The 13134-nt window shown below is 36.5% G+C and carries 10 protein-coding genes; 6 read left to right on the top strand and 4 right to left on the bottom strand.

Annotation, left to right across the window (positions count from 1 at the left end):
* The 4 genes from rsmB to AT685_RS04740 all read left to right on the top strand — a co-directional run.
* A partial coding sequence (gene rsmB / locus AT685_RS04755; protein WP_320409072.1) for a 16S rRNA (cytosine(967)-C(5))-methyltransferase RsmB occupies positions 1-1381 on the top strand: 1381 nt, incomplete at its 5' end.
* Between the two features lie 6 nt (positions 1382-1387).
* Positions 1388-2983, top strand: a complete 1596-nt coding sequence (hutH, locus tag AT685_RS04750) for a histidine ammonia-lyase (RefSeq protein ID WP_072151759.1) — start codon at positions 1388-1390, stop codon at positions 2981-2983.
* Positions 2984-2986: 3 nt separating this feature from the next.
* Positions 2987-5176, top strand: a complete 2190-nt coding sequence (gene recG / locus AT685_RS04745) for an ATP-dependent DNA helicase RecG (protein ID WP_072151758.1) — start codon at positions 2987-2989, stop codon at positions 5174-5176.
* Positions 5177-5216: 40 nt separating this feature from the next.
* Positions 5217-5621: a CoA-binding protein gene (locus tag AT685_RS04740; RefSeq protein ID WP_072150069.1), complete on the top strand. Its 405-nt coding sequence runs from the start codon at positions 5217-5219 to the stop codon at positions 5619-5621.
* On the opposite strand, the gene AT685_RS04735 is transcribed toward AT685_RS04740, so the two are convergent.
* The 3 genes from AT685_RS04735 to AT685_RS04725 form a co-directional block, all read right to left on the bottom strand.
* Positions 5618-6748 (bottom strand): lytic transglycosylase domain-containing protein, encoded by a 1131-nt coding sequence (locus AT685_RS04735; RefSeq protein WP_072151757.1) that lies wholly within the window; start codon positions 6746-6748, stop codon positions 5618-5620. The genes AT685_RS04740 and AT685_RS04735 overlap by 4 nt on opposite strands.
* Positions 6741-7961 (bottom strand): hemolysin family protein, encoded by a 1221-nt coding sequence (locus AT685_RS04730; RefSeq protein WP_072151756.1) that lies wholly within the window; start codon positions 7959-7961, stop codon positions 6741-6743. The genes AT685_RS04735 and AT685_RS04730 overlap by 8 nt, the downstream gene beginning before the upstream one ends.
* A 92-nt stretch (positions 7962-8053) precedes the next feature.
* The gene (locus AT685_RS04725; protein WP_072150052.1) at positions 8054-8728 is read right to left on the bottom strand and encodes an energy transducer TonB; all 675 of its coding nucleotides are present in this window, start codon (positions 8726-8728) and stop codon (positions 8054-8056) included.
* 195 nt (positions 8729-8923) lie between these two features.
* Between AT685_RS04725 and AT685_RS04720 the strand changes: the two genes are divergently transcribed.
* Positions 8924-10246: a cytochrome ubiquinol oxidase subunit I gene (locus AT685_RS04720; RefSeq protein WP_072151755.1), complete on the top strand. Its 1323-nt coding sequence runs from the start codon at positions 8924-8926 to the stop codon at positions 10244-10246.
* Entirely contained in the window at positions 10243-11358 is a 1116-nt protein-coding gene (locus tag AT685_RS04715; RefSeq protein ID WP_072151754.1) for a hypothetical protein, read from the top strand. Before AT685_RS04720 ends, AT685_RS04715 begins: the two co-directional genes overlap by 4 nt.
* A gap of 39 nt (positions 11359-11397) precedes the next feature.
* On the opposite strand, the gene AT685_RS08405 is transcribed toward AT685_RS04715, so the two are convergent.
* A partial coding sequence (locus AT685_RS08405) for a M1 family aminopeptidase (RefSeq protein ID WP_267886274.1) occupies positions 11398-13134 on the bottom strand: 1737 nt, incomplete at its 5' end.

Genomic DNA, 13134 nt, shown 5'->3' with positions numbered 1-13134 from the left:
TTTAAATCAAACAAAAAAATACCTTAAGATTATGGAACTTCAGGAATTTTACAAAGGTCCTCGTGGGATCGCAGTTAAAATTTTGAATCGCGTTGAGAGAACAGATTCATATCTTGATAAACTTCTTGACATTGAACTTAAATCAGACGAACTTAATGAACTTGACAAGAGATTTTTGACGGAGTTAACCCATGGAGTTGTGAGGTGGAAAACGCGACTTGATTTTATAATTGAGTATTTCTGTAAGAACAAGTTCGCTATGCAAGATCCGAACATAAGAAACGCAATGAGGGTTGCGCTTTATCAGATTTTGTTTTTAACAAAAATTCCACATGCTGCAGCTGTAAACGAGGCGGTTGAGTTTGTCAAAAAAATTCGCGGGCAAAAAGCTGCTAATCTTGTCAATGCTGTGTTAAGAAATATAATTCGTAATCTTAACAAACTACCCACGCCAGATAGCGAATCAGACCCGATTCAGTATCTTTCAATAATGTATGCGCATCCAACATGGATTGTTAAGAGGTGGGTTGAAAGATATGGGTTTTATGAAACTGAGCAGTTGCTTTCTGCAAATAATGAACGCCCGACGGTGGTTGTCAGAGCAAATTCTTTGAAAACAAATGTTGATGAACTTGCAAAACTTTTTGATGAAAGAGGGATAAAATATGTTAAGTCAAAATATCTTGATGATTTTTTGAAGGTCGGGCATCTTACGGGAATTTATAACCTTGATCTTTTCAATCAAGGTTATTTTTCTGTTCAGGATGAAAGCGCTGGACTTGTCGTTAAACTTCTTGATCCAAAACCTGGTGAAACGGTGATTGACTTATGTTCCGCACCTGGTGGAAAAACTACATATATCGGTGAATTGATGAAAAACGAGGGGAAAATAATTGCGGTTGATAAATACGAGCACAGGTTAAATCTTGTCAAGCAAAGTTGTGAAAGAGTCGGGCTTACAAATGTTGAGTTTATAGCTGAGGACGCAACTGCTGTTAATTTTAATGGAAGCGCGGATAAAGTTTTAGTTGATGCACCATGTTCAGGTTTTGGAGTTATTCAGAAGAAGCCAGATATAAAATGGCAAAGAGAGCTTTCGGATATCAAAAATCTTGTAAAAACTCAACTTGAATTGCTTGAAACAGCAAGCAAGCTTGTTAAAAATGGCGGTGTGATAGTTTATAGCACATGCACAATTGAACCAGAGGAAAATATTGAGGTTGTTAAATCTTTCCTTGACAAACATCCAGAGTTTGAAATTGAAGATGCGAGGAAATATTTACCATCTGATGTTGTAACAAATGGAGGTTATATGGAAACATTCCCACACAAGCACGATATGGATGGAGGATTTGCGGTAAGACTAATCAAAGTGAAATAAAAGCTTATGAAAAATAACAAAACTTCGCACCCTGTAATAGTTGATGGTGAGACATTAACACCTGAAAAGGTTTTTGATGTTGCGGTTAATTTCGCACCTGTTAAACTTTCTCCAGATGCCATATCCAAAATGAAAAAGTCAAGACAACTTGTTGAAAAGTGGGTTCAAAAAGACGAGGTGATTTATGGGGTTACAACTGGATTTGGGGATTTTGCTACGGTGAAGATAGAAAAGAAAGAGATTGAAAAACTCCAGAGGAACCTAATCTTCAGCCACTCTGCAGGTGCAGGTGAGCCATTACCTCCTGAAGTTGTAAGGGCGATGATGCTTCTTAGAGCAAACGCTCTTTCAAAAGGTTATTCGGGTGTTAGAGTTGAAACGGTTAAAATGTTAATCGATTTTTTAAATCTTCACATAACACCAATCATTCCATCTCAAGGTTCTGTTGGCTCAAGTGGTGATCTCGTTCAGCTTTCACATCTTGTCCTTGCAATGATGGGAGAGGGTAATGTTTGGGTGGGGAAGGATATTAACCCATTAAATTTGAAAAAAATGAAGGCTTTGTCTGCGCTTAAAAAATTTGGATTGGAACCAATTAGACTTTCTGCAAAGGAAGGACTCGCTCTTATAAATGGCACGCAGATGATGACTGCTTATGCATGCTTGATTGTTAAGCAAGCAAAAGAATTGTGTAAAATAGCTGATATCGCCGCATCACTTAGTATTGAAGCTTTGAAAGGAACTGATAGAGCTTTTGATGAAAGAATTCATAAACTAAGACCCTATCAAGGACAACAGAAGGTTGCGAGAAATATATTGAGAATGATGAAAAATAGCGAGATACGGCTTTCTCATCTTTATGATGATCCAAGGGTTCAAGATGCTTACTCTTTGAGATGCGTTCCTCAAATTCACGGTGCATCCAGAGATGCAATTGATTATGTTTACAAAATTGTTTCAATTGAGGTAAATTCAGCAACGGATAATCCGTTGATTTTCCCAGAGGATGAAGTTCATCTTGAAGGTGGAAATTTCCATGGACAACCGATTGCGCTTGCAATGGATTTCATCGCTATTGCTTTATCTGAACTTGCAAATGTTTCAGAAAGAAGAATAGAACGACTTGTCAACGCTCAATTGAGTGGTTTGCCGAAGTTTTTAACAACTCGTGGTGGATTAAACTCGGGATTGATGATAGCTCAATACACCGCAGCATCTCTGGTTTCTGAAAACAAAGTTTTGGCTCATCCTGCAAGCGTTGATTCAATACCAACATCGGCAAATCAAGAAGACCATAATAGCATGGGCTCAATATCGGCGCAGAAGGCATATAGAGTTTTAAAAAATGTTCAAACTGTTCTCGCAATTGAGATAATGTGCGCTGCTCAGGGGATTGACTTTGCGAAGGTTGATCCAAAGACTGGAAAAATAATGAGGTGCGGTATCGGGACGCAAGCGGCGTATGAATTCGTTAGAAAGAAAATTAAACATCTTGATGAAGATAGAATTTTACATAATGACATCGTGAAGGCGCTTGAAATCGTCAGGAGTGGGGAAATTATAAATGTGGTTGAAAAAGCAATTGGTGAAAAACTTGAATGATTTATGATGAGCAAACAAGAGAAAAAATCAACGCTTACTCTTGAAACTGACATAAGGTATCTCAAAGGGATCGGGGAAAAAAGATCACAAGCGCTCCGTGATGTTGGCGTTGAAAAACTTATTGATCTGCTTTACTATGCCCCAATCAAGTATATTGACAGAAGCACCGTCGTAAGTGTTGCCAGGTTGAAAAGAAACTGGTGGGAATTTTCTTACAAGTCTTCTGCAGTTACATTTATTGGTCGTGTCGTTGATAAAAAAATTCTTGTAAGTTCAAGCGGAAAAGAAATCCTTGAAATTGTGATTGATGACGGCACTGGCAAATTAAGTTGCACATGGTTTAATAAAATTGAATATTTTAAAAGACAATTTGACATCGGGGATCTTGTCGCTGTTTTTGGTAAACCAGTTACCTTTAAAGGCAAAATAAATCTTGTTCACCCTGAATTTGACTTTTTAACCGAGGCAGATAGCATAAATATACACACAGGAAGAATTGTTCCAGTTTATCCCTCTACCTCAAAACTGAAATCCCTTGGTCTTAACACGCTTAAACTTCGTGAAATGATAAGTGAGGTCATTAATAACTACATTGATTATGTTGAAGAAACTTTACCCGAGAAAATTCTTGCAAAGTATAATCTTGTGCCCTTAAATCTTGCTATAAAATCAATCCATTTTCCTGAAACTCATATTGATCTTCAACTTGCGCTGAAAAGATTAAAATTTGAAGAATTATTTTTCCTTCAACTTCTTCTTGCAAGAAAACATTATGAGCTGAAACATTTTGAAAAAGGCATCTCTTTTAAAAAAATTGGTGATCTTGTTCATGGTTTCAGCAAAATTTTACCGTTTAAACTCACAGAAGCTCAAAGACGGGTGATTCGTGAGATATGGAATGATATGAAATCGGATAGACCGATGAATCGTTTGCTTCAAGGTGATGTTGGAAGTGGGAAAACGATAGTTGCTTTAATTGCGATGTTAATCGCTGTTGACAATGGCTATCAATCTGCGTTTATGGCCCCAACAGAAATTCTTGCTGAACAGCATTATGCTACTTTCTTGAGCTTGCTTGATTCTTTGCCCGTTAAAGTTCGCCTTCTTACGGGAAGTTTGAAACCAAAAGAGAAAAAGGAAATTTTAAACGAGATTGAAAATGGCGAGGCGCAGATAATAATTGGAACACACGCTTTAATTCAAGAAAGAGTTAATTTTAGAAACCTTGGTCTTGTTGTGATTGATGAACAACATCGTTTCGGAGTTATGCAAAGAGCATCGCTTATTGAAAAGGGTTATAATCCTGATGTTTTGATAATGACAGCGACCCCAATTCCAAGAACGCTTGCTTTCACACTTTACGGAGACCTTGATGTCTCAATTATAGATGAAATGCCTAAAAAAAGAAAGGTTAAAACTGAAGTCTTACCTGATACCGAAAGAGAAAGGGTTTATGAATTCATTCGTGCGAAGCTCAAAGAAGGACATCAGGCATATATCGTTTATCCGTTGATTGAGGAATCTGAAAAACTTGACCTTGAGTCGGCGATTGAAAATTATATTCGTTTGAAAAATGAAGTTTTCCCTGAGTTCAGCGTTGGCTTGATCCACGGCAAAATGCCAGGCACGGAAAGACAAGAAATTATGCTTGCTTTCAAGGAAGGAAAAATTCAAATTCTTGTTGCGACGACGGTGATTGAAGTTGGCATTGATATCCCAAATGCCACAATAATGGTGATAGAAAACGCTGAAAGGTTTGGGCTTGCACAACTTCATCAGTTGCGCGGTAGAATTGGAAGAAGTGAAAAGCAATCATACTGCTTTCTGGTTGTGAAATCAAATCTTATTAGAAAAACATCAAATGACGCTTTGTTTGAGTATGAGGTAAATGATGAGGTTAAAGCAATTGAAAGAGTTAAGATCATTGCTTCAACTATGGATGGATTTAAAATTGCTGAAAAGGACCTTGAACTTCGTGGTCCAGGTGAATTTTTCGGAACTAAACAAAGTGGATTTATAAAATTTAAATTCGCTGATATATCAAAAGATAGAGAACTTCTTGAGCTCGCACGCTCTGAGGCGTTTGCAATTATAAAAGAAGACCCAGATCTATCAAAACCAGAACACTCTAAACTGAGAAAGGAATTTTTAAAGCGATATTCAGATAGCGTTAATCTTGCAAAGGTAAGTTAAAAACCTAAAAATAAAAAATAAACAAAAAATGAGAGCCGAAATGAATGATGAAATCAAAGAAATCCTGACAAAGTATAAAACAATTGCAGTGGTGGGTATTTCAGATAAATCTGATAGAGATAGCTATATCGTCGGAGAGTATCTTTTGAGAAACGGTTATAAGATCATCCCTGTTAATCCAAACATAGATTCAGTTTTTGGTTTAAAAGCTTATCCAGACCTTTTAAGTGTGCCGGATGATGTTGATATTGTTGATATATTTAGAAGACCTGAATTTGTTGATGAGATAGTTGAGCAGGCAATCCAAAAGGGGGCAAAAGTTGTGTGGATGCAGCTTGGGGTTATAAATGAAAGAGCAGCAAAAAGGGCTCAAGATGCAGGTTTAAAAGTTATAATGAACAAGTGTATAAAGGTGGAGCATATGTATAGGTTTGGAAATTTTTAATAAACAGGTATTTTGATTATTTGTCCGGGTTTTAGACTTTTACCCTCAAGTTTGTTGAGTTCAACGATGTCTTCAATGCTTACATTGTATTTTTGGGCGATTTTTTCAATTGTTTCCCCAGCTCTGACACGGTGATTGATCGTTTTTTCTGGAACGATAATTATCTCTCCGTTTTGAAATATAACTCTTGAACCTTTGTACTTATACTCTGCAAGGTTCAATTCCTGAGGTTGAGCTTCAGCTGGTAAAGCGATTTGAAATTCACCATCTGGAAGCGATGATTTCAGAATCCATGGATTAAGATATTTTAAGGTCTTATAATTTGTTCCCTGCATTCTTGCCCAAAGAGCGAGATTTTGGATTGGACCTTTAACGGTAACATATTTGATATTTGGTGCCTTAAAAAGTTTTGTGGTATCAAGAATAAATCCGTATTTGCGAGCGTTTGAAATTAACTCTTTTATTGCAGCAACTCTAAATACAAATCTTGCCGTTTCCCTGTTGAGGTGAAGGTCAAAATAATTATCAACCCATTGAAATTGCATTGCATCTGTTATCCGGGCATCTCCAGCGTTGTATGCAGCAAGGACAAGTGACCAGTTGTTAAATTTTTTATACAAATCCTGAAGGTATGAAAGAGCAGCTTCCGTTGCTTTTTGGATGTGAAGGCGCTCATCTATATAATCGTCAACCCTCAGACCGTATTTTCTCGCTGTTTCGGGCATAAGTTGCCAAATTCCAGCTGCTCCTTTACTTGAATATACGTTTTCAATAAGACGGCTTTCAGCAATTGCAAGATACTTCAAATCAGCAGGCAGTCCCTTTTCACTTATCTTGCTCTCAATGTAAGGCATATATTTTCCACATCTTTTGAGGTCAAGTATAAGTTGATTTTCATTAAATTCAATGTAAAATTCACGCTCAAATCTTTCTCTGACATCGGGAATCTCAAGTGGTATTCTTTCACCGCAGAGGAAAACGATATCAGGCGGATGAACAATTGAGAAATAGTTTATTGAAACATTTTCAGTCGGTTCTGGTCTATTTATCTCATTAAAGTTTTTTGTCGCTATAAATACAGCGAATATAAATGCGCCAACAGAAAAAATGTGTAGAACTTTATTCATGGTGTTTTAAAAGAGTTAGTTTTAGAGAGTTTATCCGAGTTCGTGTTACGCTCAAAATCGTTATCTTAAAATTGTTGATTATAAACTCTTCGCCTTTTGATGGAATTCTACCGATGTTATTTATCACAAAACCCGAGATCGTTTCATAATCTCCTTTAGGAATGTTGAGTTTATATTCCTCATTTAAATGATCAATTTCCGTAAGCCCATTCAGAATAAAAGTGTTGGCATCTATCTTTTGGATAAATTTTTTTCCGATATCAAATTCATCTTCAATTTCTCCAACCAGTTCCTCAATTACATCCTCAAGGGTTATCAACCCCGAAACGCCACCAAATTCATCAACTACAATTGCCATAGATATATTTTTTTCTTTGAAATCTCTTAAAAGTTCAATACAACGTTTTTTCTCTGGGACAAAATAAGGTTCTTTTAAAATCTCTTCAATACTTTTTGGGTTTTTAAATAAGTCTTTCACATAGATTATCCCGATTATATTGTCAATTGTTCTATCATAAACTGGCAGTCGTGAGTGTCCAGATTTTGAGAATGTTTCAATTATCTCTTTCATTTTCATGTTTTTTTCAACGCCTACTATTTCTGTTCTCGGTCTCATTACGGATTCAACCGCCAAGCTTTCAAGTTTGAAAACTTTTGAGAACGGTATATCAATTTTTAGGCTTTCTCTTGTTTCACTTTCTTTTAGAAGGATTTCAAAATCCTTTTTGCTGAAGAATTGTTCAATTGTTTCTGTTTTGATCTTCAAGGCTTTTGAAATTTTCTCCGACGCAACTTTTAGAAGCTTCACTACCGGTAAAAATATAAAGTAAATCAGTTTAAGAGGAAGTGATGCAAATAACACAAATCCATCTGCAGACTCCCTTCCAATTGTTTTTGGGATCAATTCTCCAAAAGTAAGGATTAAAAGTGTAAGAAAAATCAAAATTGAAAAGTCATTAAGATTTGTTATCGTTTTAAGAATGTAGGTCAAAATTGAACTAAGAGCTATGTTAGCAAAATTGTTTCCGATTAGAATGGTTATGAGAAATCTTTCGGGATTTTTGGCGAAATCATTTGCGATTTTAGCAGTTAAAGATGAGCGTGATTTTATTTCAAGTTTTATTTTGTTTGCAGTTATGAAAGCAATCTCGCTTGCAGAGAAAAAAGCTGATAAAATAAGTAAAATGGAGGCGAGGATAATTTCCGTTTGCATAGTTGGGAAGTTTTATTTTAAATAAAAAGGCACAGAGTTATAAAAACCCTGTGCCTTGAAAAATAAAAGAGAGATATTCAAAAGATTTTGACTTATTTCTTCAATTTAAATCTTATCGGGATCATCACACGAACTTTGACGGGTTTTCCACGCTGTTTCCCGGGTTTAAACTTAGCTTTCATGACCGCAGCAACAGCAGCTTCATCACATCCAGCGCCAATCCCCTTGACAACATCAGCCCTTACGACATTTCCATTTTCATCCACGAATGCCATAACATAAACCGTCCCTTCAACCCCAGCTCTTATAGCTATCTCAGGATATACAACATTTCTCTGGATTGATTCAAGTCCGCCAATTATCTCTGGCATCTCCTCAACTACCATAAAGAACTGCTCCTCAAACGGTATCTCTTCTTCTTTCTTGCTCAGCTCTTCTTTCGGTGGAGGTGGAGCAACCTCTTTTGTGATATCAAGCTCAGAACTTATATCAATGTTGATATCGCTCAAAGCTTCATCGCTTGGAGCTTCAATTGGGATTGGTGGTCTTGGTGGTGGCGGAGGTCTATTTTCCTGTCTGGTTTGTGGAATTTCCTCCGGTTTGATTATTTCCTGCTCCACAGTTAAAATTTTCTTCCCACGACCAACATCTTTCGGGAAAAATCTAAAAGCGACAATTGACACAACAAGCGCAATCACAAGTCCGAGTTCAATCCACTTCCGCCACCTTAATCTCAAATCAGCTTCGGGTTTTTTGATAACTGGCATTTTTAATTAACCTCCAAGATAATTTTTTATATCGCTGTTTTTAAGTTAAAAAATTTGAAATAAAATTTCAAGTTTTATAACACAAAATTTGCAAATTTGTTTCTTTTGACAAAAAATTAAGAACTTCTAACTTGACTTGTTTTGTCAGGGATGTTTAAATTTATAACGAGTTTAAAACAAAATAGGAGTACATCTATGAACTATCCTTTCTGGGATGTTCCGCTAATCGGAGGTGGAATCTTAATTGGTGTTGTTGCAATTCTTCATGTCTTTGTTTCACATTTTGCAGTTGGTGGTGGGATCTATCTTGCTTTAACAGAAAGAAAAGCAATCAAAGAAAATGACCAAAAACTTATTGCTTATCTGAAAAAGCACTCAAAATTTTTCCTGCTTCTCACAGTGGTGCTTGGAGCTTTATCAGGGGTTGGAATCTGGTTCACAATTGGTCTTGTTCATCCATCTGCTACATCAACTTTAATTCACAGCTTTGTATTCGGGTGGGCAATTGAGTGGGTGTTTTTCATTGTTGAAATCTCCGCGATTTTAATTTACTATGCTACATGGGACAAACTTGACCCGAAAACACACAACATAATTGGCTGGATTTACTTTGCGGGTGCATACTTGAGCCTTGTAATTATTAACGGTATTTTGACATTTATGCTTACATCTGGAGGTTGGGTTGATATTCCGTTTACGGAACCTTCCAAAAAGTTCTGGGTCGGATTTTTCAATCCTTCATATTTCCCATCGCTTTTCATAAGAACGGGTGTTGCGCTTGCACTTGCGGGGTTATATTCTTTGATAACCGCAACTCGTTTAGAAGATGAAGAGTTGAGAATTAAAGTCGTTCAATATTCAGGCAAATGGCTCGTTCCTGCATTTATTCTTATTCCCGTGGCGGGGATTTGGTATATTTCAATTATTCCACCGCTTGCTCGTGAAATTTCAATGGGCGGTGCGCCAGCTGTTACTATTTTTGCCGGGTTAAGTGTTGTTTTTTCATTTATCATCGCTTTATTCTCATGGCTTGGTCCAATTAAAACCCCAAAACAAACATCGTTCGCATTTGCACTGGGCTTGCTTGTTATGGGATTTTTGGTTACTGCTGTGACCGAATGGGTGAGAGAAGCGGTCAGAAAACCGTATATAATTTACAACTACATGTATTCAAATTCCATCCTAAAAGCTCACGGTGATAAAATAAACGAGATGGGAATTTTAAACTTCGCCAAATGGATTACCATTAAGGAAATAAATGAAGAAAATATGCTCAAAGCGGGTGAAGAAATTTTCAGGGTTCAATGCCAGAGTTGCCATACAGTTGATGGTTATAATGGGATAAAGAAACTTGTCAATGGATGGAGCGAAAATTATATTGATTTTCAACTTCAACATCTTGAAATGCTTAAAGGTTTTATGCCACCATTTTACGGAACCGAACAGGAAAGGAAAGCACTTGCAAAATGGCTTTATAATTTAAATGAAGAAAAAACAAAATACGGGTTTAAAAAATGACACAGCAAATTATAATACCAGAACTTGACCCGATACCGTTGCCAGCACCATATTGGCTTTTAAAATTCTTGCTTATTCTTACATTTATACTTCATATAATCGCAATGAACTTTGCACTTGGTGGTGGTATAATCGCCGGAATAACTGATTTAATCGGGAGAAAAAAGAATAGTCAATTCCATCTCAATCTCGCCCGTTCTTTTTCAAAAATGCTTCCTATTACAACCGCTTTTACTATAACGCTTGGAATTGCACCACTGCTGTTTATCCAAGTTCTTTATGGGCAGTACTTTTATACAGCATCTATTACACTTGCATGGCCGTGGTTAAGTGTAATTTTGCTTTTGCTTATCGGATATTATGGGTATTACATTTATCAATTTAATTTTGAAAAACTTCAAGGGGTAAGAGCGTGGATAGTTCTTGGAAGCGCTGTTTTGTTCGCTTTGATTGGGCTTATCTATACAAACACCCTTGTTTTAATGTTAACCCCAGAAAAATGGGCACAAAAGTATTTCGCCAATCCTCATGGAACTAATTTTAATTTTGATGATCCGACCGTGATCCCAAGATATTTGCACTTTCTCGTTGCTTCGGTTTCAGTGGCTGGTTTGCTTGTGTTAATTTATGGACTTATTAAATTGAAAAGTGATGTAGACTTTGGAAGATGGGCTATTAAATATGGTGGGCTTTGGTTTGTAATTGGCACGGTCCTTCAATATGCAGTTGGAATATGGTTTTTGCTTGCTCTTAAGAAAGATTTGATGATGGTTTTTATGGGCGGTGATGGATTAGCAACGGCTATTTTTGGAATTTCTGTTCTGCTTTCGCTTGTTAGTTTAATTCTTATTTTACTTTCCTTCAACGCTCAAAACCCAAAACCACTTTCAATTTCTGGTTTAGCCTTGCTCTTTTTGACAATAGTGGGTATGTCAGTAATGCGTGATATTTTGAGGGATGCTTATTTAAAAGATTATTTCAAACCTGAGCAATTTGAAGTTCAACCTCAGATTTCAGTGCTTATCGTTTTTGGGATCGTCTTTATTGCTGGTTTGATCACGGTTGGATATATGCTTAACAAGGTTCTGAAGGCAAAGCCAGTCTCGGCTTAAAAAATTTGCCCCGAGGTTTAACCTCGGGGCTTTTTATTTTTAAAATGTTTTGTCAAACCCTAATACCCACCTCAACTTTAACTTTTTCTCTCCATTTATGGGATGGCTTATGTAAATTGGGAAATCAACTCTTATCATATTCAGTCCGATTTCTGAAAATAAATTTGTCATTGATGAAAATTGTTCAAAGATTGTGCTTCTTACACCAAACCCAAGATCATACTTTATACCTTTTAAACTTGCCCTTTGATTTTGATCCCATATTTTTCCAGCATCAAAGAAAAGCGTCGTCTTGAATAAGTTTCCAATGATAGGCAAATTCCCCAAAAGTGGCAAAAGCGATGGTAGGTTAAGTTCAAAATTAACGGAATAAATTCTATCACCTGAAACATTTTGATCAATATATCCTCGCAGTCCAGCACCTCCAAACGGTTCAATATGTTTTCTTAAATCAGCAGGAAAGATTTTACTTCTATAAAGTGGTCTGTAAAATTGATCAATGGGTGATGAAGTTGCTATAAAAAACTTGGCTTGCTGTGGTATCGTTCCATTGCCATATCCGCCGAATAACCTCACAGAAAAACTGTATCCAAAAGGCAAGCGGAATGTTTGAATAATTTCTAAATAAACCTTTGAATAATTGAATTCGCTTAACACTGTTGATGATTCAAAGAAAAGTGAAAAATTCACACGCCATTTTTCGCCATAATTAAAGTAAGTATACCCAGCAATAATTCTTGTCAATCTTTTCTCATCCCATTTGTAAATCTGGTCTAAATACTTTCCGTCTGTTGATTTCAAGAGTTGAACTTTTAAATTTAAATCGTGGAAAGGTGGGATTGTCAAAGTTTTTCTAAATCGTTTTCTAAATCCAAAGCCTCCACCATATCTTCCTTCAATTTTGAAAATTTCAATTTCTGTGAATGTATTTTTGCTTATTTCAAATGGGATTCTTCTGCTGTCGCTAAAATAGAAATCAATCTCGTTTGACCTCGTCCCGTAAAGAGCCCAGAATTTATGTGAAATGACATCATCAAGATATGATCCGTTAAGTTTTAAACCAAATTTAAAACCATCGGTGATGTTATACCAGATGGAGGGTCTCAATTTCAGCGAATATGCATCAATTGGAGCGATAAATTGAGATAGCGGGATGGTACTGTCAATTGAAATTTTAACTTTTGGGAACGGGTATGTATTGTCCAGGCGATTTATATCAGCAATTCTTAAGTCAGGGTTAATCTCGGCTGAAGTGGGTTTTGATGGAAGTTCAATATCAATTTCATTTTCCCATTCATCATTTAGCCAGATATCAACAGGGAGATTTACGCTTGTAATTTCTCCATTTTCCATTTTTATTGCTATGTCAAGGGGCATAACCGCTCTGCCTTTCCGAATAATTTTTATCGTTGTTTTGTAAATTTCTTTCCCATCTTTTTGAATCTTTTTTGACCTGATTGATTTGATCCCATAATCGCAGGTATAAGTTCTATGAAACCATTGGTCAAAAAACCATCTTAAGTCTTTTCCGCTTATTTCCATTGCGAGATTGTAGAAATCTTCAGGGTAGGGGTGTTTAAATTTCCATCGCTCATAATATTCTTTCATCAATTTTGAAAAAGTTGAATCGCCAAGCACATATTGAAGCATAAACATAACAGTTGCTGTCTTCGGATAGAATGCTGTAGTAGCTGGATAGTTTTCAAGCCAGTGATCCGCATGTGTGGCTATTGGCTCTTCATACCCCGTTATAGCAAGCATAAGATACTGACGCTG

It is taken from the genome of Candidatus Kryptobacter tengchongensis (assembly GCF_001458555.1).
Taxonomy (GTDB): Bacteria; Bacteroidota; Ignavibacteria; order Kryptoniales; family Kryptoniaceae; genus Kryptonium; species Kryptonium tengchongense.
This window is presented reverse-complemented; position numbering and strand designations above follow the sequence as displayed.